The sequence below is a fragment of the Shinella agrisoli genome (assembly GCF_046557955.1).
In the GTDB taxonomy this organism is placed as follows: domain Bacteria; phylum Pseudomonadota; class Alphaproteobacteria; order Rhizobiales; family Rhizobiaceae; genus Shinella.
The window spans coordinates 18,468-42,009 of record NZ_JBJIEP010000031.1 but is presented as its reverse complement, the minus strand read 5'-3'; the positions used below and the strand labels follow the sequence as shown (position 1 = coordinate 42,009).

14 protein-coding genes and 1 riboswitch are annotated in these 23,542 nt (G+C 68.5%); of the genes, 9 read left to right on the top strand and 5 right to left on the bottom strand.

From position 1 onward, the window contains the following. The first annotated feature begins 75 nt into the window (after window positions 1-75). The 5 genes from cobF to ACIIOY_RS24005 are packed head-to-tail and all read left to right on the top strand — an operon-like array spanning window position 76 to window position 4,301. A complete protein-coding gene (gene cobF / locus ACIIOY_RS24025; protein WP_411037204.1) occupies window positions 76-849 on the top strand; it encodes a precorrin-6A synthase (deacetylating) in 774 nt (257 codons plus the stop codon). Next, the gene (cobG, locus tag ACIIOY_RS24020) at window positions 846-2,186 is read left to right on the top strand and encodes a precorrin-3B synthase (protein ID WP_411037203.1); all 1,341 of its coding nucleotides are present in this window, start codon (window positions 846-848) and stop codon (window positions 2,184-2,186) included. Before cobF ends, cobG begins: the two co-directional genes overlap by 4 nt. Beyond that, on the top strand, window positions 2,183-2,815 hold the full coding sequence (locus tag ACIIOY_RS24015) for a precorrin-8X methylmutase (protein ID WP_411037202.1): 633 nt from the start codon (window positions 2,183-2,185) through the stop codon (window positions 2,813-2,815). The genes cobG and ACIIOY_RS24015 overlap by 4 nt, the downstream gene beginning before the upstream one ends. Further along, window positions 2,812-3,543, top strand: coding sequence for a precorrin-2 C(20)-methyltransferase (locus tag ACIIOY_RS24010; protein ID WP_411037201.1), 732 nt, complete (start codon window positions 2,812-2,814; stop codon window positions 3,541-3,543). The genes ACIIOY_RS24015 and ACIIOY_RS24010 overlap by 4 nt, the downstream gene beginning before the upstream one ends. Further along, the gene (locus ACIIOY_RS24005; protein WP_411037200.1) at window positions 3,540-4,301 is read left to right on the top strand and encodes a precorrin-3B C(17)-methyltransferase; all 762 of its coding nucleotides are present in this window, start codon (window positions 3,540-3,542) and stop codon (window positions 4,299-4,301) included. Before ACIIOY_RS24010 ends, ACIIOY_RS24005 begins: the two co-directional genes overlap by 4 nt. Here the strand turns inward: ACIIOY_RS24005 and ACIIOY_RS24000 are convergent. Next, entirely contained in the window at window positions 4,268-5,035 is a 768-nt protein-coding gene (locus tag ACIIOY_RS24000; RefSeq protein WP_411037199.1) for a cobalt-precorrin-6A reductase, read from the bottom strand. The genes ACIIOY_RS24005 and ACIIOY_RS24000 overlap by 34 nt on opposite strands. Between ACIIOY_RS24000 and cbiE the strand changes: the two genes are divergently transcribed. Next, window positions 5,019-6,338: a precorrin-6y C5,15-methyltransferase (decarboxylating) subunit CbiE gene (cbiE, locus tag ACIIOY_RS23995; protein WP_411037198.1), complete on the top strand. Its 1,320-nt coding sequence runs from the start codon at window positions 5,019-5,021 to the stop codon at window positions 6,336-6,338. The two genes, ACIIOY_RS24000 and cbiE, sit on opposite strands and share 17 nt — an antisense overlap. Window position 6,339: 1 nt before the next feature. Then, window positions 6,340-7,101, top strand: coding sequence for a precorrin-4 C(11)-methyltransferase (gene cobM, locus ACIIOY_RS23990; protein WP_411037197.1), 762 nt, complete (start codon window positions 6,340-6,342; stop codon window positions 7,099-7,101). Here the strand turns inward: cobM and metH are convergent, their stop codons facing one another. The 3 genes from metH to ACIIOY_RS23975 all read right to left on the bottom strand — a co-directional run bounded on the left by metH (window position 7,102) and on the right by ACIIOY_RS23975 (window position 11,919). Beyond that, window positions 7,102-10,893 carry a methionine synthase gene (gene metH, locus ACIIOY_RS23985; protein ID WP_411037196.1) on the bottom strand — a complete coding sequence of 1,264 codons (3,792 nt, stop codon included), beginning with the start codon at window positions 10,891-10,893 and terminating at the stop codon, window positions 7,102-7,104. Between the two features lie 82 nt (window positions 10,894-10,975). Further along, on the bottom strand, window positions 10,976-11,191 hold the full coding sequence (locus ACIIOY_RS23980; RefSeq protein ID WP_411037195.1) for a hypothetical protein: 216 nt from the start codon (window positions 11,189-11,191) through the stop codon (window positions 10,976-10,978). A 98-nt stretch (window positions 11,192-11,289) separates the two neighbouring features. Next, window positions 11,290-11,510, bottom strand: a riboswitch (cobalamin riboswitch). 202 nt (window positions 11,511-11,712) lie between these two features. Further along, window positions 11,713-11,919, bottom strand: coding sequence for a hypothetical protein (locus tag ACIIOY_RS23975; RefSeq protein WP_411037194.1), 207 nt, complete (start codon window positions 11,917-11,919; stop codon window positions 11,713-11,715). Between ACIIOY_RS23975 and ACIIOY_RS23970 the strand changes: the two genes are divergently transcribed. Both ACIIOY_RS23970 and ACIIOY_RS23965 read left to right on the top strand, forming a co-directional pair. After that, window positions 11,918-20,401, top strand: a complete 8,484-nt coding sequence (locus tag ACIIOY_RS23970; RefSeq protein ID WP_411037193.1) for a glycoside hydrolase family 94 protein — start codon at window positions 11,918-11,920, stop codon at window positions 20,399-20,401. The two genes, ACIIOY_RS23975 and ACIIOY_RS23970, sit on opposite strands and share 2 nt — an antisense overlap. 25 nt (window positions 20,402-20,426) lie before the next feature. Beyond that, complete coding sequence (locus tag ACIIOY_RS23965) at window positions 20,427-21,599, top strand: OpgC family protein (RefSeq protein ID WP_411037192.1); 1,173 nt, start codon at window positions 20,427-20,429, stop codon at window positions 21,597-21,599. A 36-nt stretch (window positions 21,600-21,635) separates the two neighbouring features. On the opposite strand, the gene ACIIOY_RS23960 is transcribed toward ACIIOY_RS23965, so the two are convergent. Beyond that, window positions 21,636-23,396 (bottom strand): glucan ABC transporter ATP-binding protein/ permease, encoded by a 1,761-nt coding sequence (locus ACIIOY_RS23960; RefSeq protein WP_411037191.1) that lies wholly within the window; start codon window positions 23,394-23,396, stop codon window positions 21,636-21,638. Window positions 23,397-23,542 lie beyond the last annotated feature (146 nt).

Sequence of the window (23,542 nt, the reverse complement as noted above, 5' to 3'; positions counted from 1 at the left end):
TTTTGGGATTAGGAAAGGGTGCGGGACCCAAGCCGGGCCGCGAACCGGGAGCGCCAGCCGCACGGGAGACGGACTTTGAGAAAGATACTGGTCATCGGGATCGGCGCGGGCAATCCCGAGCACATGACCGTTCAGGCAATCAAGGCGCTGAACCGGGCGGATGTGCTGCTCATCCCGACCAAGGGCGCGGAAAAGGCCTACCTCGCCGACGTGCGCCGCGAGATCTGCGACCGTTTCCTCGAGAACCCCGCCTGCCGCATCCTCGACTATGCCGTGCCGCCGCGCCGCGCCGACGGCGCCTACGAGGACGGCGTCCATGACTGGCACCGCGCCATCGCCGCCATCTACGAGCGCACGCTGCTCAACGATGTGGGCGAGGACCAGACGCTCGGCCTGCTCGTCTGGGGCGATCCGATGCTCTACGACAGCACCTTGCGGATCGTCGGGCATGTGCGCGCCGGCGGCCGCGTCGCCTTCGACACGGAGGTCATTCCCGGCATCACCAGCGTGCAGGCGCTCTGCGCCGGCCACGGCATCGCGCTCAACCGCATCGGCCTGCCCGTCGAGATCACCACCGGCCGCCGCCTTGCCGAGGGCTGGCCGCAATCCTCCCGCGACGTGCTCGTCATGCTCGACGGCGTCGAGGCCTTCGGCACGGTGACGGACCCGCAGGCCGAGATCTGGTGGGGCGCCTATCTCGGCACGCCGCACGAAATCCTCCTTTCCGGCCGGCTTGCCGACATGGCCGGGACCATCGCCGCGACCCGCCGCAAGGCGCGCGAGGAACACGGCTGGATCATGGACACCTACCTGATCCGCCGCCCGGCAAGCGAGGAGGACGCCGCATGACGGACCTTCCGCAAGCTGTGCCGAATACCCTGCGCCGCGGCGCGTGCCCGTCGCTCGCCGCGCCGATGCAGACCGGCGACGGCCTCATCGTGCGCCTGCGCCCGACCGCCCCGGCGCTGACGCCCGGAGACCTCGTCGCCCTTGCCGGCCTTGCCCGCGAACACGGCAACGGCCTCATCGAGATCACCGCCCGCGGCAATATCCAGCTCCGCGGCCTGACGGACGCCTCGGTGCCGCGCCTTGCCGAGGGGCTTGCGCGCGCCGGCATCGTCCCGCAAACGGGCGTCGCTATCGAGACCCCGCCGCTCGCCGGCGTCGATCTTTCCGAAATTGCCGATGCCACGCCCGTTGCCGATGCGCTGCGCCAGGCGATCGCCGCGGCTTCGCTGGCCCTGGCGCCGAAGCTCGCCATCGTCGTCGACGGCGGCGGCGTGCTTTCCCTCGCCGGCATGGCGGCCGACATCCGGCTCGATGCGGTTCCCGTCGCAGGCGGCGCGGCATGGTGCCTGTCGGCCGGCGGCGACCGGCGGACGGCAAGGGGGATCGCCCTGCTCCCGGCCGGCGGCGTGATCGACGGCGCGATGGCGGCGGTCTCGGCCCTTGCTTTGCTCGGCCCGGCGGCCCGTGGCCGCGACCTCGATGCCGCGGTCCTTGCCGCGCAGTTCGGCGCGGCTTCGCGGCCGGCTGCGCTCGCGGCCTTTTCCAACCATCCGCTCGGCATCCACCGCATCGGCGGCGAATCCGTGCTCGGCGTCGCCCCCGCCTACGGCCAGATGCACGCCGGCCGGCTTGCCGCTCTTGCCGGGGGCCTTGCCGCCTGCGGCGCCCGCGAATTCCGCCTCGCGCCGCATCGGACGCTTCTCGTGCGCGGCTTGCCCGAAGAGGCCCTGGCGGCCGCCCAGGCCTGCGCGGACCGCGAAGGCTTCTGGTGCACGGATACCGCGCCCGGCCGCGCCGTCTCGATCTGCGCCGGTGCCGCGGGCTGCGCCTCGGCGCGCTTCGATACCCATGCCGCGGCCGACGCCCTGGTGGCGGAGGCGGGAGACCTTCTGGACGGTTCGCTCGACGTGCACATTTCCGGCTGCCCGAAGGGCTGCGCGCATCCCGCGCGCGCCGCCGTCACGCTCTGCGGCACGGCCGCGGGCGTCGGGCTCGTCCTCGACGGGCGGGCGGGCGATACCCCCGCCGCGACCCTGCCGGCCGGCGACCTGAAGCCGGCGATCCAGCGTCTCGGCACCCTTTTGCGCGCGCGCCGCACGGAGGGCGAGACGGCAAAGAGCCTGCTCGGCCGCACCGCGCCAGCCGCCCTCGTTTCCGCATATCAAGGCCAACGATGACAGAATACGACTACATGAAGGATGGCACCGCCATCTATGAGAAATCTTTCGCGATCATCCGCGCCGAAGCCGATCTTTCGCGCTTCTCCGAGGCGGAGGCGGATGTCGCCGTGCGCATGATCCATGCCGCCGGCCTTGTCGAGGCGGCGGCGCATTTCGTCTTCTCGCCGGGTTTCGTGGCCTCGGCCCGCGGAGCGCTCCAAGCCGGCGCGCCGATCTTCTGCGATGCCGAAATGGTCGCCCGCGGCGTCACCGCCGCCCGCCTGCCGGCCGGCAACGACGTGATCTGCACGCTGCGCGATCCGCGCACGCCCGAGATTGCAAAGGAGATCGACAACACCCGCTCGGCCGCCGCCATCCGCCTCTGGCTCGATCGCATGGCCGGCTCCGTCGTCGCCATCGGCAACGCGCCGACGGCGCTTTTCCACCTGCTCGAGCTGCTGCGCGACGGCGCGCCGAAGCCGGCGGCGATCCTCGGCATGCCGGTGGGCTTCGTCGGCGCGGCGGAATCCAAGGATGCGCTGGCGGAAAATTCCTACGGCGTGCCCTTCGCCGTCGTGCGCGGCCGCCTCGGCGGCAGCGCCATGACCGCCGCGGCGCTCAATTCGCTGGCAAGGCCGGGGATATGACCATGACGGGACGGCTTTACGGCGTGGGCACAGGCCCGGGCGATCCGGAACTCCTGACGCTGAAGGCGGTGCGCGCGCTCCGCGAGGCCGACGTGCTCGCCTGGTTCGCCAAGGCCGGCGGCTCGGGCAACGGGCGAGCCATCGTCGAAGGCCTCCTGAAGCCCGGCATGGCGGAGCTTCCGCTCCGCTATCCGGTGACGGTCGAGATCGACAAGGAGCACGACGACTACAAGAGCCGGATCATCGCCTTCTACGACGCCTCCGCCGCTGCCGTCGCCGAGCATCTTGCCGCGGGCCGGACGGTGGCGATCCTTTCGGAAGGCGACCCGATGTTCTACGGCTCCTACATGCACCTGCATGTGCGCCTCGCCGGCCGCTTCCCGACGGAGGTCATCCCCGGCATCACGGCCATGTCCGGCTGCTGGTCGCTCTCCGGCCTGCCGATCGTGCAGGGCGACGACGTGCTCTCGGTGCTGCCCGGCACGATGGGCGAGGAGGAGCTGTCGCGCCGCCTGGCAGACACGCAGGCCGCCGTCATCATGAAGGTCGGCCGCAACCTGCCGAAGATCCGCCGTGCGCTCGTCAAGGCCGGCCGGCTCGGTCAGGCGGTCTATGTCGAGCGCGGCACCACGCCGGATGGCAAGTCCATGCGGCTTTCCGAAAAGCCCGACGATGCCGCGCCCTATTTCTCGCTGGTGCTCGTGCCGGGCTGGAGCGGGCGCCAATGACCGGCAGGCTCTACGTGATCGGCACCGGCCCCGGCAACCCGGACCAGATGACGCCGGAGGCGCTCGGCGCCGTGGAGGCCTCCGCCGAGTTCTTCGGTTACTTTCCCTATATCGACCGGCTGAATCTCCGGCCGGATCAGATCAAGGTCGCCTCCGACAACCGCGAGGAGCTGAACCGCGCGCAGGCGGCGCTGGCCCGGGCTTCCTCGGGCGTCAACGTCTGCGTCGTCTCGGGCGGCGATCCCGGCGTCTTCGCCATGGCGGCGGCGGTCTGCGAGGCGATCGATGCGGGGCCCGAGGAATGGAAGGCGGTCGATCTCGTCGTCGTGCCGGGCGTCACCGCCATGCTGGCGGTCGCCGCGCGCGTCGGCGCGCCGCTCGGCCACGATTTCTGCGCCATCTCGCTGTCGGACAACCTGAAGCCCTGGGAGATCATCGAGAAGCGGCTGCGCATGGTCGCGGAAGCCGGCCTCGTCATCGCGCTCTACAACCCGATCAGCAAGGCGCGGCCCTGGCAGCTCGGCAAGGCGTTCGAGATCCTGCGTGGGGTTCTGCCGGCGCAAACGCCGGTCATCTTCGGCCGCGCCGCGGGACGCCCGGACGAGCGCATGCTGGTCATGCCGCTCGGCACGGCCGAGGCGGAGCGCGCCGACATGGCGACCTGCGTCGTCATCGGCTCGCCGGAAACGCGGATCGTTTCCCGCCCCGGCCTGCCGGACCTCGTCTATACGCCGCGCTTCCTGGAGCCGAGCAGATGATCGAGGAGCCGCATCGCATCCTCGACCGTCCCGGCGCGGTGGCCATCGTCCGCCGCCGCCCGTTCGACCAGCACGACGGGCAGCCCCAGGATGCGCGCGGCGACGATTTTTCCATAGGTCGCCTCGCCGCCGGAGTTCTTGCTGACGATCACGTCGATACGGTGTTCCCGCAGGAGCGCGATTTCCGCCTCCAGGGCGAAGGGCCCGCGGTCGAGCACGTACTCGACCTCGGGCGCCTCAAGCGGCGGATCGACCGGATCGACGCTGCGCACGAGGTAGCGGTGCTGCGGCGCGGCGTCGAAGGCCTTCGCCTCCTGCCGGCCGATGGCGAGGAAGACGCGGCGGGGGTCCTCGCCCAGCGCCGTCACGGCCTCGGCGACCGAGGCGACGCGCGTCCAGCGGTCGCCCTGCGTCTCGTCCCAGCCGAGGCGCTCCAGCCGCAGCAGCGGAACGCCGGTCGCAGCGCTCGCGGCCTGGGCATTCATGGAAATCTGCCTTGCGAAGGGATGGGTCGCGTCGATGACGAGGTCGACGGCCTGTTCATCGAGATAGGCCGCAAGCCCCTCGACGCCGCCGAAGCCGCCGCTGCGCACCGGCACGGGCTGCGGCGCGGGATCGAGCGTGCGGCCGGCGAGCGAGAGCGTGACGGCGAGATCGGCCCTTCCGGCAAGGCGTGCCGCAAGGTCGCGGGCCTCGGCCGTGCCGCCCAGTATGAGGATGCGTCTCTTGTCCACGTCTGATCCGGCTCCCTTGCCCGCCCCGTGGCTCACCATCGTCGGGATCGGCGAGGATGGTCTAGCCGGTCTCGGCGACGAGGCCAAGGCCGCCATCGCCGCTGCCGAGCTCGTCTTCGGCGGCACGCGGCATCTCGATCTTGCCGATGCGGCGATCCGCGGCGGGCGGCACGCCTGGCTCAGCCCCTTCGAGCGCTCCGTCGAGGCGGTGCTGGCGGCACGGGGCCGGCCCGTCGTCGTGCTCGCCTCGGGCGATCCCTTCTTCTACGGCGTCGGCGTCACGCTGTCGCGCCGCATCGCCCGGTCGGAAATGCGCGTCCTGCCCGCGCCGTCCGCCTTCAGCCTCGCCGCCGCGCGCATGGGCTGGGCGTTGCAGGAGACGATCTGCGTCTCGCTGCACGGCCGGCCCGTCGACCTCATCCGCCCGCATTTCCATCCCGGCAGCCGCATCCTCGCGCTGACCTCGGACAGCGGCGGTCCGGCGGCGCTCGCGGCCCTTCTGGCCGAGACCGGCTTCGGCGCGTCGAGGCTCACGGTTCTCGAAGCGCTCGGCGGCGCGCGGGAGCGGGTGAGCAGCCACCGGGCCGACCGCCTTGCGCTTGCGGATGCCGACATGCTGAATGTCTGCGCCGTGGAGGTCGCGGCCGGCGAGGGCGCGCGCGTCCTCGCCTATACGCCGGGCCTCGACGACGGCCTTTTCGAGCATGACGGCCAGATCACCAAGCGCGAGGTCCGCGCCCTGACGCTCTCGGCCCTCGCGCCGCGCCACGGGGAACTGCTCTGGGATGTCGGCGCCGGCTCCGGCTCCATCGGCATCGAATGGATGCTGGCCGATCCCTCGCTCCGGGCGATCGCCGTGGAGGGCGAGCCGGAACGCGCCGCCCGCATCCGCCGCAACGCGCAGGCGTTCGGCGTGCCCGCGCTCTCGGTCGTGGAAGGAGCCGCGCCGCCGGCGCTGGACGGGCTTGCCGCGCCGGATGCCGTCTTCATCGGCGGCGGCGGCAGCGAGGCAGGGGTGATGGAGGCGGCGATTTCCGGCCTGAAGCCCGGCGGGAGGCTCGTCGCCAATGCGGTGACGACGGAAATGGAAGCGGTGCTTCTCGCCCACCATGCCCGGCTCGGCGGATCGCTCGTCCGCATCGACATCGCGCGCGCCGCGCCGGTCGGGCAGATGACCGGGTGGCGGCCGGCCATGCCCGTGACGCAATGGCGCTGGGTGAAGCCGGCGCAGGAAACTCCAGCGAAGGCGTGCAGCGGTCTTGCGTCCGGAACTGCCGAAACCAATGAGACAATCGAGGAATGACATGACCGTTCACTTCATCGGCGCCGGCCCCGGTGCGGCCGATCTCATCACCGTGCGCGGCCGCGACCTCATCGGCAAATGCCCGGTCTGCCTCTATGCCGGCTCCATCGTTTCGCCGGAGCTTCTGCGCTATTGCCCGCCCGGCGCGCGCATCGTCGATACGGCGCCGATGTCGCTCGACGAGATCGAGGCGGAGTTCCTACGCGCGGCCGCAGCGGGCGAGGATGTGGCGCGGCTGCATTCCGGCGACCTTTCCGTGTGGAGCGCCGTCGCCGAGCAGATCCGCCGGCTGGAGAGGAACGGCATCGCCTATACGATGACGCCCGGCGTGCCCTCCTTCGCGGCGGCGGCCTCGGCGCTCGGGCGCGAACTCACCATTCCTGCCGTCGCGCAGAGCCTCGTGCTCACCCGCGTCTCCGGCCGCGCCTCGCCCATGCCGAACCGCGAGACGCTTGAGAATTTCGGTGCGACGGGCGCGACGCTCGCCATCCATCTCGCCATCCATGCGCTCGACAGGGTGGTCGAGGACCTGACACCGCTCTACGGCGCCGATTGCCCGGTGGCGATCGTCGTCAAGGCCTCCTGGCCGGACGAACGGATCGTGCGCGGAACGCTCGGCGATATCGCCGCCAGGGTCGCGGAAGAGCCGATCGAGCGCACGGCGCTGATCTTCGTCGGTCGCACGCTCGCCGCCGAGGATTTCCGCGAGAGCTCGCTCTACGATCCCGCCTACCAGCGCCGGTTCCGGGGCCGGGGCGAGTGATCATTCGGCGGCTTCGGCAATCGGCCCCGGCACGTAGTTGAGCACCGGGCCGAGCCAGCGCTCCACCTCGCGAACGGCCATGTCCTTGCGGCGGGCATAGTCCTCCACCTGGTCGCGCTCCACCTTGGCGACGCCGAAATAATAGCTTTCCGGCGAGGCGATATAGAGGCCCGAGACGGAGGAGCCGGGCCACATGGCGTAGCTCTCCGTCAGCGTCACGCCGATCTCGTTTTCCGCGTCGAGCAGGCGGAACAGCGTCGTCTTCTCCGTATGGTCCGGCTGGGCGGGGTAGCCCGGCGCCGGACGGATGCCGGCATAGGGCTCGCCGATCAGCTCCTGCGGCGAGAAGGCCTCGTCCGGCGCATAGCCCCAGAGCTCCTTGCGCACATGTTCGTGCATGCGCTCGGCGAAGGCCTCGGCGAAGCGGTCGGCCAGCGCCTTGACGAGGATCGAGTTGTAGTCGTCGTTCGCCCGCTCGAAGCGCTCGGCGATGGCGATCTCGCCGATGCCGGCGGTCACGACGAAGCCGCCGAGGTAATCCCGCCTGCCGCTCTCGACCGGCGCGACGAAGTCGGAGAGCGCCACGTTCGGCCGCCCGTCGCGCTTGGAAAGCTGCTGGCGGAGCGTGAAGAAGGTGGCAAGCTCGCTGCTCCGCGTCTCGTCGGTGAAGAGGCGGATGTCGTCGCCGACGGTGCCGGCCGGCCAGAAGCCGACGACCGCCTTCGGCGTGAACCACTTTTCCGCGATGATCTTCTCCAGCATCGCCTGCGCATCGGCAAAGAGCTGGCGGGCCGCAGGGCCCTGCTTCTCGTCGTCGAGGATCTTCGGATAGACGCCCTTCAGCTCCCAGGTCTGGAAGAAGGGGGTCCAGTCGATGTAGCGGGCAAGCTCCGCAAGGTCCCAGTCCTGGAAGACGCGGGTGCCGAGGAAGGACGGCGTCCTGGGCTCGTAGGCGGACCAGTCGGCCCTGAAGGCGTTCTCCCGGGCCTTGGCGATCGGCAGGCGCTGCTTTTCCGCCTCGCTGCGGGCGTGGGCGTCGGCGACCTTGCGGTATTCCGCCTTCAGCGTCTCGACATAGCCGGGCTTCTGATCGGGTGACAGCAGGCTGCCGACGACGCCGACGGCGCGGCTGGCGTCGGTGACGTAGACGGCCTGGCCTTGGCTGTAGCGCGGATGGATCTTCACCGCCGTGTGCACCCGGCTCGTCGTCGCCCCGCCGATGAGCAGGGGAATGTCGAAGCCCTCGCGCTCCATCTCGGCGGCGACATGCACCATCTCGTCGAGCGAGGGCGTGATGAGGCCGGAAAGGCCGATGATGTCGACCTTCTCCGCCTTCGCCGTCTCCAGGATCTTCGTCGCCGGCACCATGACGCCGAGGTCGATGATCTCGTAATTGTTGCAGGCGAGCACGACGCCGACGATGTTCTTGCCGATATCGTGCACGTCGCCCTTGACGGTCGCCATCAGGATCTTTCCCGCGCTCTCCCGTTCGCCGCTGCCGCCGTTGGCGAGCTTTTCGGCTTCCATGTGGGGCAGCAGCACGGCGACGGCCTGCTTCATCACGCGGGCGGACTTCACCACCTGCGGCAGGAACATCTTGCCCGCGCCGAAGAGGTCGCCGACGACGTTCATGCCGGCCATCAGCGGGCCCTCGATGACGTGCAGCGGGCGCTCGGCCTTCTGCCGCGCCTCCTCCGTGTCGATCTCGACGAATTCGGTGATGCCGTTGACGAGCGCGTGCTCCAGCCGCTTCTCCACCGGCCAGTCGCGCCAGGCAAGGTCCCGTTCCTTCGCCTCCTTGCCGCCCACGCCCTTGAAGCGCTCGGCGATCTCCAGCATGCGCTCGGTCGCCGTGCCGCCGGCCTTGGGCACGCGGTTCAGCACCACGTCCTCGCAGGCCTCGCGCAGCTCCGGTTCGATCGTGTCGTAGACGGCGAGCTGGCCGGCATTGACGATGCCCATGTCCATGCCCGCCTGGATGGCGTGGTAGAGGAAGACGGCATGCATCGCCTCGCGAACCGGCTCGTTGCCGCGGAAGGAGAAGGAGAGGTTGGAGACGCCGCCGGAAATATGGACGTGCGGCAGCGTCGCGGTGATCTCGCGCGTCGCCTCGATGAAGTCGACGCCGTAGTTGTCGTGCTCCTCGATGCCGGTGGCGACGGCGAAGATGTTCGGGTCGAAGACGATGTCCTCCGGCGCAAGGCCGGCGACCTCGGTGAGCAGCTTGTAGGCGCGGGTGCAGATCTCCACCTTGCGTGCCTTCGTGTCGGCCTGGCCCTTTTCGTCGAAGGCCATGACGACGACGGCGGCGCCATAGGCGCGCACGAGCTTCGCATGGTGCAGGAAGACTTCCTCTCCTTCCTTCAGCGAGATCGAGTTGACCAGCGGCTTGCCCTGCACGCATTTGAGGCCCGCCTCGATCACCTCCCATTTGGAGCTGTCGATCATCACGGGCACGCGGGCGATGTCCGGCTCGGCGGCGACGAGGTTGAGGTATTCCGTCATCGCCCTGGCCGAGTCGATCAGGCCCTCGTCCATGTTGATGTCGATGACCTGCGCGCCGTTCGCCACCTGGTCGCGCGCCACGTCCAGCGCCGCGGCATAGTCGCCGGCGGTGATCAGCTTGCGGAATTTCGCCGAGCCCGTGACGTTGGTGCGCTCGCCCACGTTGACGAAGGGGATGTCGTCCGTCAGCGTGAAGGGTTCGAGGCCGGACAGGCGCATGTGGCGCGGGATGTCGGGGATTTCGCGCGGCTTGTGGCGCGCCGCCGCCTCGGCGATCGCGCGGATATGGTCCGGCGTCGAGCCGCAGCAACCGCCGACGATGTTGACGAGGCCGTCGCGCATGAAGCCCTCGATCTGGGCGGCCATCTCCTCGGGGCTCTCGTCGTACTTGCCGAAGGCGTTCGGCAGGCCGGCGTTCGGATAGGCGCAGACGAACGTGTCGGCCACATTGGCGATCTCGGCCAGATGCGCGCGCATGGCGTTGGCGCCGAGGGCGCAGTTGAGGCCGATGGAGAAGGGTTCCGCGTGGCGAACCGAGTTCCAGAAGGCTTCCGGCGTCTGGCCGGAGAGCGTGCGGCCGGAAAGGTCGGTGATCGTGCCGGAGATCATGACGGGCAGGTGGATGCCCTTCTCCTCGAACACCGCGCGCGTCGCGAAGATCGCCGCCTTGGCGTTCAGCGTGTCGAAGATCGTCTCGATCAGGATGATGTCGGCCCCGCCGTCGATGAGGCCGCGCACCTGGTCGGCATAGGCGATCCTCAGGTCGTCGAAGGTGACGGCGCGGTAGCCGGGATTGTTGACGTCGGGGGAGATCGAGGCGGTACGGTTCGTCGGCCCGAGCGCGCCGGCGACGAAGCGGCGGCGGCCGTCCTTCTCCTGCGCCCTGAGGCCGGCGCGGCGGGCGAGGCGCGCCCCGTCGCGGTTGAGCTCGTAGACCATCACCTCCATGCCGTAGTCGGCCTGGGCGATCGTCGTGGAGGAGAAGGTGTTGGTCTCGAGGATGTCGGCGCCGGCGAGCGCATAGCGGTAGTGGATGTCCTCGATCGCGGCCGGCTGGGTCAGCGTCAGGAGGTCGTTGTTGCCCTGCTGGTGGCAGGCGCAGTCGCCGAAGCGGTCGCCGCGGAAATCTTCCTCCACCAGCTTCAGAGTCTGGATTTCCGTGCCCATGGCGCCGTCGAGCACGAGGATGCGCTCGCGGGCCGCAGCCTGCAACGCGGCCAGGATCTCGCGGCCGTCGCGCGGCGGCAGTTCGGGACCGAACAGGGTGTCCAGGTGTGAATCGGCCATGGCGAAGCCCTCCGGTGCGGTTTGCTGCAACGGAAGTCACATAAAGATATGTTTATGTCAATATGTCTTTATGGCTTGCGGCCTAGTGTACCGGCCCGTCCGCGCCGGCCAGCGAGGCGAACAGCGCCCTGAGGCGCGCGATATGCGGATCGGCGCCCTTGTACCGTGCCAGCTTCTGCACCTCCTTGAGCGCTTCGGCGGCAAGGTCGGCTCCGCGCGGCTGCCAGAGCAGCCAGGAGATGAAGACGGCTTCCGGCTCCGCGGTGCCGGAAGGCTTGGTTTCGGTGAATGCAAACATGTCTTCCCCAATCGGAAAATTGGGGGATGGCCGGACGCACGCTGCTGGATTTCGCCGACGGGCGAAGCAAGCGCACCCTTGGGACACCCCGCCCATGGACGTTACGAGCTGTCAGGGCAGGTCTCCTGGCTTGCGGGTCATCGCTTCCGTCCCGCCTTCCCGGCGCTTTCGCGCCAGTGGCATCGAGCGACAGAAGCTCGCCGTTCACAGTTGCGGGGGCAGCGCCGGCCTTGCTGCTCCTGTTCGGAGCCTCGCACCGGCTTCCCTCTTAGCCTCCGGGCCGCACGCGACTCGGAAGACCCTGACGGCGGCCAGACTGGCTTGGGCATGCGGGCAAGTCAATGGCCCCGGCGGTCATGCACAGGCGCGGGAACTTTTCCTTTCCCCGCGCATTTGGCCTCGACCCGCATCATGCGCGGGCTCGCCCGGGGGAGGGATGGGCGATTCACCAAAACCGCAAATGAGGGTCCATGCTGCGCCATCCAGTCCCGTTGACATGTTGCAAGTCTCTGTCCTTGCGGCTAAAAAATGCCGTTTTCATGCACCACGCGGCCAGGATGCCAACCAGCGTGTCGCCTGAGCCATGCCCACCCGTGAAGCGCTGCCAGGGCGCCGTCCGGTGTCATGGCTGATCGCGGCACCAAGATGAAGTCTGCCCGCGAAAGACCATCCGGCGCAAAGGCCGCCGCCGGATGGTTCAACATGGCCGGATCCAGAATCAGAAACATGCCCCTTCACAATACGCCGCCAGCTCCCCCGCGCGACGCCGACGCCAAGCAGATCGATTACAACGATTCGATCCGCGCCACCTATCTGACGCTGGAGGAGCTGGCCGAGCGCGGCGAAGCGCTCGCACGCGACAGGACGGCATCCCTGCCCGGCTTCCAGCCCTTCGAGTTCCGCCCCCGGCACAAGGAGAACGAGAAGGAGATCTTCCGCGTCTACCAGGCGACGGCGAAGGACGTGGAGGCGGGCGCGCAGATCACGCCCGCCGCCGAATGGCTGCTCGATAACTACTACGTCGTCGAAGAGGCGATCCAGGAGGTCCGGCGCGACTTCCCCCGCCGGTTCTTCCGCCAGCTTCCGACCATCGAGGTCGAGGGCGAGCGGCTCCCGCGTGCGCTGGCGCTCGCCTGGCTCTATGTCGCCCATACGCACAGCAGCGTCTCGGAGGAGAGCCTCACCGCCTTCGTGCAGGGCTTCCAGAAGCTCGACGCGCTGAAGATCGGCGAACTGTGGGCGCTGCCGTCCTTCGTCCGCTTCGTGTTGCTCGAAAACCTCCGGCGCATCTCCAGCCGCGTCGAGCGCTCGCGCAAGATGCGCTTCAAGGCGAACGAGGTGGCCGACGAGCTGGTGCGCCTCAACGACCCGGAAAAGGCCATCGCGCACCTGCGCTCGATGGAGAGCTTCACCGAGGACAACACCTTCGTCATCCAGCTCCTCTATCGCTTGCGCGACGGCCTGCAGGCTTCCGGCGCGGTGATCCAGTGGCTCGAGCGCAAGATCGAAAGCCGCGGCACCGATCTGGAGGAACTGATCGTCGCGGAGAACAACCGGCTCTCCTCCGGCAACGTCACGATGAGCTCGCTCATCAAGAGCCTGCGCCAGATAGACGATACGGAATGGCCGGTCTGGTTCGAAAGCGTCAGCCGCCTCGACGAGGCGCTGCGCCGGCGATCCGACTACAGCGACCTCGATTTCGGCTCGCGCAACAAGTACCGCAGCACGATCGAGCGCTTCGCCCGCCGGTCCGGCAAGACCGAGCTCGAGGTCACCGAGACGGCGCTCGCCATGACCGAGGAAGACGCCGCCGCGCACGCGGACGACCCGGACTACGAGGCCAATGTCGGCGCCTTCCTCGTCGGCAAGAAGCGCAAGCTCCTCGAAAAGCGCATCGGCTACCGCCCGACCGTCGTCCAGCGCGTCGTGCGCCTGACGCGCAAGCTCGACTGGCTGGCGATCGCCGGCCCGAACATCGTGCTGACGCTGCTCGCGATGATCGCGGTCTACTATTTCCTCGACCAGCTCGACATTCCGGACGGCGCATGGCTGATCATGCTCGTCCTGTTCGCGCTGCCGGCCTCGGAAGGCGCCACCGGCCTCTTCAACACGCTGGTCACCTTTTTCGTCACGCCCTCGCGCCTCGTCGGCTACGAGTTCAAGGACGGAATCCCGCAAGACGCCCGCACGCTCGTCGTCGTGCCCTGCCTCATTTCCAAGCGCGATCATGTCGACGAGCTGGTGCGCAACCTGGAGGTCCATTACCTCGCCAATCCGCGCGGAGAGATCTACTTCGCGCTCCTCAGCGACTGGGCCGACAGCCAGGTGGAGGAATCGCCGGCCGACCTCGACGTGCTCGACTATGCCAAGCGCGAGATCGCGACGCTTTCGAGCCGCTACGCCTATGACGGGCGCACGCGCTTCTACCTCCTCCACCGCCGGCGCCTCTACAATCCGTCGGAAGGCGTCTGGATGGGCTGGGAGCGCAAGCGCGGCAAGCTGCACGAGCTGAACCTGCTCCTGCGCGGCGACGGCGACACGACCTTCCTGCCGGGCGCCAACATCGTTCCGGCGGATGTGAAATACGTCATGACGCTCGATTCCGACACGCGCCTGATGCGCGATGCGGTGACGAAGCTCGTCGGCAAGATGCACCACCCGATCAACCGTCCGGTCATCGACGAGGCGACCGGCGAGATCGTCGCCGGCTACTCCATCCTCCAGCCGCGCGTCACGCCCTCGCTGACGACCGGCAAGGAGGCCTCCACCTTCCAGCGCATCTTCTCCGCCGACCGCGGCATCGACCCCTATGTCTTCACCGTCTCCGACGTCTACCAGGACCTCGCCGGCGAAGGCACCTTCACCGGCAAGGGCCTCTACCACGTCGACGCCTTCGAGGCGGCCGTGAAGGGACGCATCGAGGAGAACTCGGTGCTCAGCCACGACCTGCTCGAGGGCTCGCTCTCGCACTGCGCCCTCGTGACGGATGTCGAGCTCGTCGAGGACTTCCCCACCCGCTACGGCGTCGAGACCTCGCGCCAGCATCGCTGGGCGCGCGGCGACTGGCAGCTGCTGCCCTATATCTTCAACCCGTCGAGCGGCATTCCCATGCTCGGCCGGTGGAAGATGTACGATAACCTGCGCCGCAGCCTCATTCCGATCGGCTGGCTCGTCGCCTCCGTCATGGGCTGGTACTACATGGAGCCGCGCCAGGCGCTCATCTGGCAGCTGGTGCTGATCTTCCTGCTTTTCGTCGCGCCGACCCTCTCGCTGATTTCCGGCATCATGCCGCGCCGCAACGACATCGTGGCGCGCGCCCATGTGCATACGGTCCTGTCGGACATCCGGGCGGCCAATGCCCAGGTGGCGCTGCGCATCGCCTTCATCGCCCATTCGGCGGCGCTGATGGCCGATGCGATCGTCCGCTCGCTCTACCGCACCTTCGTCAGCCGCAGGCTGATGCTGGAATGGCGCACGGCCGCCCAGGCCGACAGCGCGGCGCGCGGCGGCATCCTCGCCCATTACCGCTCCATGTGGCAGGCGCCGGCGCTCGCCGTTCTTTCCGTCGCGCTCGCCGCCGTCTCCAGCACCGGCCTGCCCTTCATCGGCATTCCCTTCGCCATCGTCTGGATGCTGTCGCCGGCGATCGCCTGGTATGTCAGCCAGACGGCCGAGACCGAGGACCAGCTCGTCGTCTCGGACTACGTCGCCACCGAACTGCGCAAGATCGCGCGGCGCACCTGGCGCTATTTCGAGGAATTCGTCACCGCCGAGCAGCACTTCCTGCCGCCGGACAATTTCCAGGAAACGCCGCAGCCGGTGCTCGCCGAGCGCACCTCGCCGACCAATATCGGCGTGTACCTGCTCTCGGTCATCTCCGCGCGCGACTTCGGCTGGATCAGCTTCGAGGAGACCGTCCGCCGCCTCGAGCAGACCATCGCCACCATCGACGGCATGCCGAAGTACCGCGGCCACCTCTACAACTGGTACCGCACCAACACGCTGGAAACGCTGGGGCCGCGCTATGTCTCGTCGGTCGACAGCGGCAACCTCGCCGGCCACCTCATCGCCGTCTCCTCCATGTGCCGCGAATGGGCGGAGGCGCCGTCCGCGCATCTCCAGGGCAGCCTCGACGGCATCGGCGACGTCGCCTCGATCCTCTCCGAGACGCTGAAGGACCTGCCGGACGACCGCAAGACCGTGCGCCCGCTGCGCCGCCTCATCGAGGAGCGCATCGACGGCTTCCACAATGCGCTCGCCGCCGTTAAGCGCGAGCGTGAATTCGCCTCGATCCGCGTCATCAACCTCGCCGTGCTGGCGCGCGACATCAACAAGCTGATCGTCAACCTCGACCACGAGATCAAGTCCGCGGAAAGCGGCGAGCTCGCCAGGTGGGCGGGTGCGCTGGTCGCCACCTGTGAGGCGCATATCGCCGACAGCGTCTTCGACCTCGGCAGCATCGAGCAGCTGCGCGACCGCCTGATCGTGCTGCGCGACCGCTCGCGCGACATCGCCTTCTCGATGGATTTCGGCTTCCTCTTCCGCCAGGAGCGCCGGCTGCTGTCGATCGGCTACCGGGTCGAGACGAACGAGCTCGACGAGGCCTGCTACGACCTGCTCGCCTCGGAAGCCCGCCTCACCAGCCTTTTCGCCATCGCCAAGGGGGACCTTCCCACCGAGCACTGGTACAAGCTCGGCCGCCCTGTCGTGCCGGTCGGCTCGCGCGGGGCGCTCGTCTCCTGGTCGGGCTCGATGTTCGAGTACCTGATGCCGCCGCTCGTCATGCAGGAGCGCCAGGGCGGCATCCTCAACCAGACCAACAACCTCGTGGTGGTCGAGCAGATGAACCACGGCCGCCGCCTCGGCACGCCCTGGGGCATTTCGGAAGCGGCCTTCAACGCCCGCGACCACGAGCTGACCTACCAGTACACCAATTTCGGCGTGCCGACGCTCGGCCTCAAGCGCGGCCTCGGCCAGAATGCGGTGATCGCGCCCTATGCGTCGCTGCTCGCCGCGCAGTATGCGCCCAAGGAGGCGCTCGAAAACCTCGAGCGCCTGCGCAAGCTCGGCGCGCTCGGCGTCTACGGCTTCCACGACGCCGTCGACTTCACGCCGACCCGCGTGCCGGAGGGCAAGACCTGCGCGGTCGTGCGCAACTACATGGCGCACCATCACGGCATGTCGATCGCCGCCGTCGCCAACGTCGTCTTCAACGGCGCGCTGCGCGAACGCTTCCATGCCGACCCGGTCATCGAGGCGGCCGAGCTGCTGCTTCAGGAGAAGGCGCCGCGCGACATTCCGGTCATCAACGCCAAGCGCGAGCCGGAGACCGTCGGCAGCACCCAGGCCGACCTGCTGCGCCCGGAGATCCGCATCATCAAGGATCCGGTCTTGCGGGAACGCGAGGTCGTGTTCCTGTCCAACGGCCACTACTCGGTCATGCTGACGGCGACCGGCGCGGGTTGCTCGCGCTGGAACGGGCAGTCCGTCACCCGCTGGAAACCCGATCCGACGGAAGACCGCTGGGGCTCCTTCATCTTCCTGCGCGACACGTCGACGGGCGAATGGTGGTCGACCACCGCCGAGCCGAAGCGTATCGAGGGCGAGGAGACGAAGACCCAGTTCGGGGACGACAAGGCGGAGTTCATCAAGACCGTCGGCACGCTGACGAGCGAGGTCGAGTGCATCGTCGCCACCGAGCACGATGCCGAAGGCCGCCGCCTGACGCTGCTCAACACCGGCATGGAAGACCGCTTCATCGAAGTGACGTCCTACATGGAGCCGGTGATCGCGACGGACGATGCCGACAGCGCCCATCCGCTCTTCTCGAAGATGTTCATCCGCACCGAGATCGGCAAGCGCGGCGACGTCATCCGCGCCGAGCGCCGGAAGCGCCACCCGAACGAGCCGGACATGGCGATCGCCCACCTGATCGTCGACAATGCCGGTCCATCGCGCCGTACCGAGGTCGAGACGGACCGCCGCCGCTTCATCGGCCGCGGCCGTTCGCTGACGACGGCCGCCGCCTTCGATCCCGGCGCGCAGCTTTCCGGCACGGACGGCTTCACGCTCGATCCGGTCATGGCGCTGCGCCGCGTGGTGCGCGTTCCGGCCGGCAAGAAGGTGAAGGTCATCTTCTGGACCATTGCCGCCCCGAGCATGGCGGAGGTGGATGCCGCGATCGACCGCTACCGCCATCCGGACAGCTTCAACCATGAAATGATCCATGCCTGGACGCGTTCGCAGGTGCATATGCGCCATGTCGGCGTCACCTCGCAGGAGGCGGCGAGCTTCCAGATGCTCGGCCGCTACCTCACCTATCCGGACATGCACCTGCGCGCCGATGCCGGCACGATCCAGACGGGGCTCACCGCCCAGTCGGCGCTCTGGCCGCTGGCGATCTCGGGCGATTTCCCGATCTTCATCCTGCGCATCAACGACGAGATCGACCTCGACGTCGCCCGCGAGGCGCTGCGGGCGCAGGAGTACCTGCGCCACCGCGGCGTCACGGCCGATCTCGTCATCCTCAACGAGCGCGCCGCCTCCTACGCGCAGGACATGCAGCACACGCTCGACCAGATGTGCGAGAACCTGCGCATGCGCGGGCAGTCCGACGGCGTGCGCCAGCATGTCTTCACCGTGCGTCGCGACCTGATGGAGGTCTCCACCTGGCAGGCGCTTCTGGCGACGGCGCGTGCCGTCTTCCACGCGCGCAACGGTTCGCTTTCCGATCAGATCGCCCGCACGGTCTCGCTCTTCTCGACGCCGCGCGGCGAGGGGGATGCGAAGGCGGAGGTGCCGGCGCTCGCCGCTCCGGCCGGGGAGCCGGTGGCGATCGACGGCGAGGGCCTTTCCTTCTGGAACGGCTTCGGCGGCTTCAACGCCGACCGCCGCGAATATGCCGTGCGCCTGCGCGGCGGCGAGGCGACGCCCCAGCCGTGGATCAACGTCATCGCCAACCGCGCGTTCGGTTTCCACGTCTCGGCCGAAGGCGCCGGCTTCACCTGGAGCCGCAATTCGCGCGATTTCCAGCTGACGCCCTGGACCAACGACCCGGTGATCAACCGCCCCGGCGAGGCCTTCTACGTGAAGGACCGCGAGCGCGGCACGGTGATGACGCCGTTCGCCGCCCTTTCGCGCAAGCCGACGGTGAAGTTCGAGACCTGGCACGGCCTCGGCTACACCGCCTTCCGCAGCTGGGAGGACGGGATCGAGCTCGACCTCGTGCAGACGGTCGATCCCGCGGAGCCGGTCAAATATTCGCGCCTCGTCGTGAAGAACACCGGCGATACCGAACGCAGCCTCTCCGTCTACGGCTATGTCGAATGGGTGCTGGGCAACAACCCCGCCAGGACCGCGCCCTTCGTGCTGACGAGCCATGACGAGGAAAGCGGCGCGCTCCTTGCGACCAATCCCTATAGCCTCGATTTCGCCGGCCGGACCAGCTTCTTCGCCGTCGATGCGCCGCTGGCGGGCTTCACCGCGCGGCGCCGCGAGTTCATCGGCCGCACCGGCGACATCGTGCTGCCGGCGGCCCTTGCGGCCGGCCAGGCGCTTTCGGGCAATGCCGACGGCATCGGCGATCCCTGCGCGGCGCTCGCCGTGGACATCGTGCTGAAACCCGGCGAGAAGCGCGCGCTTCTGTTCGTGCTCGGCGACACGGCGGACGCGGAGAGCGCCCGCGCGCTCGCCGACAAGAGCAGGCAGGCCGATTTCGACGCCGTCATGGCCTCGGTGCGCGCCTTCTGGGAGGGCTTCACCGGCACGCTGCAGGTCAGGACGCCGGATCCGGCGCTCGACCGCATGGTCAACGACTGGCTGCCCTACCAGGCGCTCGGCTGCCGCATCATGGCGCGCTCCGCCTTCTATCAGGCGAGCGGGGCCTACGGCTTCCGCGACCAGCTGCAGGATACGCTGGCCTTCATCCTGCACCGCCCGGAGCTTGCCCGCGGGCAGATCCTCAACGCCGCCGCGCGCCAGTTCGCCGAGGGCGACGTGCAGCACTGGTGGCTGCCGGAGAGCGGCGCGGGTGTGCGCACGACGATCTCGGACGACGTCGTCTGGCTCGCCCATGCGGTGGAATACTATTGCCGGGTCACCGGCGACCGCGGCGTGCTCGACGAGACGCTCGCCTTCATCGAGGGACCGCCGCTCGCCGAGGGTCAGCACGATTCCTTCTACAAGCCGGGCCGCTCGGCCGAGCATGCGCCGCTCTACGAGCATTGCGCCCGCGCGCTCGACCTCGCCGTGAAGCGCACCGGCGAGAACGGCCTGCCGCTGATCCTCGGCGGCGACTGGAACGACGGCATGAACCGCGTCGGCGAGGCCGGCCGCGGCACGAGCGTCTGGCTCGGCTGGTTCCTCGCCGGCACGCTGCGCGGCTTCGTCCCGATCGCCCGCGAGCGCGGCGACCACGCCCGCGCCGATGCGTGGGAGGGCCATCTCGGCCGTCTCAGACAGGCATTGGAAACGGCGGGCTGGGATGGCGGCTACTACCGCCGCGGCTACTATGACGACGGCACGCCGCTCGGCTCTGCCGAAAGCGCCGAATGCCGGATCGATTCCATCGCGCAGAGCTGGAGCGTGCTGTCCGGCGAGGGCGATGCGGAGCGCTCGCGCCAGGCGATGGACGCGGTCCTGGAAAAGCTCGTCGACCGCGAGCACGGCATCATCCGCCTGTTCACCCCGCCGCTCGTCGAAACCCCGCAGGATCCGGGCTACATCAAGGCCTATCCGCCGGGCGTGCGCGAGAACGGCGGCCAGTATACCCACGCCGCGACCTGGGTCGTCATGGCGCTCGCGCGCCAGGGCAGGGGCGACGACGCCTTCGCCTGCCTCGACCTCCTCAACCCCGTCAAGCACGCGCTCGATCGGCAGAGGGCCGAACGCTATCGCGTCGAACCCTACGTGGTCGCCGCCGACGTCTACGGCGAAGGCGAGCGCACGGGCCGCGGCGGCTGGACCTGGTATACGGGCTCGGCCGGCTGGCTCTACCGCGCGGCCGTCGAGGGCGTCCTCGGCATCCGCAAGGAGGGCGGCCGCCTCTTCGTCGATCCGGCGCTGCCGGCGGCGTGGGACGGCTACAGCGCGACGCTCGTGCTCGACGGCAGGAAGCTTTCGATCCGCGTCGACCGCGGGGACGGCGGCGGATGGCAGGCAACCGTGAACGGCGCTGTCATCAAATCTTCAAACGAGGGCTATTTGCTCTGATCCACGCCACGTGGACCAGAGCAGCATGACAGAAAAGACCAGACCGACGGGCGAGGTGCCGCGCGAACGCGACACACGCCTCGACGTCTTCCGGGCGCTTGCCCTCCTGACGATCTTCGTCAACCACGTTCCGGGCCAGTACCTGGAACACCTGACGCACAAGAACTTCGGCTTCTCCGATTCGGCGGAGGCCTTCGTGCTGATCTCCGGCATGTCCGTCGGCCTTGCCTACGGATCGCGTTTTGCCGCGGGCGAGCGGCTGGCGGTGACGCTGCGCATCCTGCGCCGGGCGCTGACGCTCTACGTCGCGCATATCATGACGAGCGTCATCACCTTCGCCATCTTCGCGGGCGGGGCGCTCTGGTTCGGCCGGCAGGACCTTCTCTCGGAGATCAACCTGCGCGCCGTCATCGACCGCACGGACGAAGGCGTGGTCGGCATGGTCCTGCTCGGCCACCAGTTCGGCTACAACAACATCCTGTCAATGTATGCCGTGCTGTTCCTGATGCTGCCCGGTTTCCTCTGGCTCTACCGCAGGAGCGCCCTGCTGCTGCTCGCCGTCTCCGGAACGATCTGGCTCTGTGCCGGCATATGGCGGATCGCGCCGTCGAATTTCCTCGATGACGGCTACTGGTTCCTCAACCCGCTTTCCTGGCAGTTCCTGTTCGTCATCGGCTTCGTCGGCACGGTGCGGGCGAAGGCGGGAGGCATTCCGCGCAGTTCCGTCCTGACGGCGCTGGCGGCGGCCTACCTCTCCGTCTCGATGCTGTGGGTCGTGTTCTCCTGGTGGAACATCGACTTCTCCTACGGCCTTCCCGCCGTGCTCACCGGCTTCGACAAGACGTTCCTGTCGACGACCCGCCTAGTGCACGTATTGGCCGGCGCCTACCTGGTGGCGACCATCCCGGCGCTGTCGAACTGGGCGGCCCTGCCGCTATCCCATCCGCTGGTGGCCATCGGCCGGCATTCGCTCGCCGTCTTCATCTTCGGCACGATCCTCGCCATGGCGGGGCAGGTGATGATGTTCGTCACCGGCAGGAACCCGCTGGCCGGAACGCTCTACGCGCTCCTCGGCCTCGTGCTGCACGTCGCCTATGCGCGCTATCTCGACTGGCAGGCCGCAATTGTCGGCCGGAACGCAAGCCGGCAGGGCATGCATGCCCTGCCGGCCGAAGGGGGCGACGCCCCGAAGTCGTGAGGCCCCGGGTGGCGGGGCTCCAGGCCGCGACGGCCGTCAGGCCGCCGTCGAGTGGCTCTTGCGCACGTCGTCGTCCGTCAGGATGCCGCTCGCGCGCAGCAGCGCGGCGAAGCGGCCGTTGCTCTGGCTGAGGTCCTTGAACGTGCCCATCTCGGCGACCCTGCCGTGGTCCATGAAGATCACGAGATCGGCCTCGCGGACGGTCGACAGGCGGTGCGCGATGATGAAGGTCGTGCGGTTGCGGCGCAGCGAATCGATCGCCGCCTTCACGCGCGCCTCCGTCTCCACGTCGAGCGCGCTCGTCGCCTCGTCGAGCACGAGGATCGGCGCGTTCTTGAGGATCGCGCGGGCGATGGCGATGCGCTGGCGCTCGCCGCCGGACAGGCGGTTGCCGCGCTCGCCGACATGGGTGTCGTAGCCGCTCTGGCGCGAGGTGATGAAGTCGTTCGCCGCCGCCGCTTCCGCGGCCGCCACGATCTCCTCCTGCGTCGCATTCTCGCGGCCGAGGCGGATATTGTCGGAGATCGAGCGGTTGAGCAGGCCCGCATCCTGGAACACCGTCGCGATCGACCGGCGCAGCGACTTGCGCGTCACCGTCGCGATGTCGACGCCGTCGATGAGGATCTGGCCCGATTGCGGCTCGTGGACGCGCTGGAGCAGGTTGACGAGCGTCGTCTTGCCGGCGCCCGTGGGGCCGACGATGGCGACGGTCTGGCCGGCTTCCACCGTGAAGGAGACGTCGCGCACGCCCTGCGTCGTGTTGGCGAAGTCGAAGCTGACATTGCGGTACTCGACCCTGCCCTTCACCTCGCCGAGTTCGCCGGCGCCGCTCGGCTCCTCGCGGTCCTTCACCGCATCCTCCAGCGTGAAGAAGTCCTCCAGCTTGGCGCGCGCCTCGAAGATCTGCGTGGCGAAGGCCTTCATCTGGTCGAGGCGGCCGATGAGCAGGCCCGCGAAACCGATGAAGGCGATGACGTCGCCCACCCTGATCTCGCCCTGCTGCACGAGGAACGTGCCGATGACGAGGATCGCCATCATGGAGATGGTGGAGGCGATGCGGTTGAGCGCGCTTGCCAGCGCCCACCAGTCGAGCACGGGGAACTGCGCGTTGATCAGCCGCTCGGCGAAGCGCTTCAACTCGCGCGTCTCGGCCTCTATGCGGTTGTAGCTGTGCACGACGGAGACATTGCTGATCGAATCCGACACATGCGAGAAGACGGTGTGGTAGTGGTTCTCCACCGAGGCCTGGCCCTCGCGCGTCCTGTTCATCACCACCTTGCCGATGACGACGTAGAGCGCGCCGAGCACGACCAGCACCAGCGACAGGCGGTAGTCCATCGAGAACGCGGTCGGGATGAGCAGCATGAGCGCGACGGCCGTGGCAAGGTGCGTGCGCATGAATTCCAGCCAGAGGCCGAACAGCGTCTCGCAGGCGCGCAGCAGCGTGTGCAGCGCATTGGAGGTGCCGCGCTGGCTGTGCCAGGCGAGCGGCATGGAGATGATGCGGCCGAAGGCTTCCGTCAGAAGGCTCGCGCGCCGGCCATGGGCCAGCCGGTCCGCCTCGCGGGCGACGAGCACGTAGGCGATCGTGTTGAACAGGCCGAAGCCCGCCCACATCAAGAGAATGGGTGTGACATCGCCCTTGCCCGAGATGGCATCGATGATGCGGCCGAACAGGATCGGCTCGGCGATGGTGATCACCGCGAGCACGATGTTGGCGACAACCACCAGCCCGACGCGGACTTTATAGGTGCCAAGATAGCTGAGGGCTCTTGCATAAACCTGAAACAAAGACACGTATGCAGCCTTTCCGGCAATACCTGTTGTGCGGTGCAGCAAGTGCACCTCCAGTCCCTTCGCTCGGCTTGGTAATCAGCGGAAGGGGCGAAAGTTCTAGGTCGGCGTGCAAATTTTGTAACGCGATTGAAATCTTGTGTGATTTT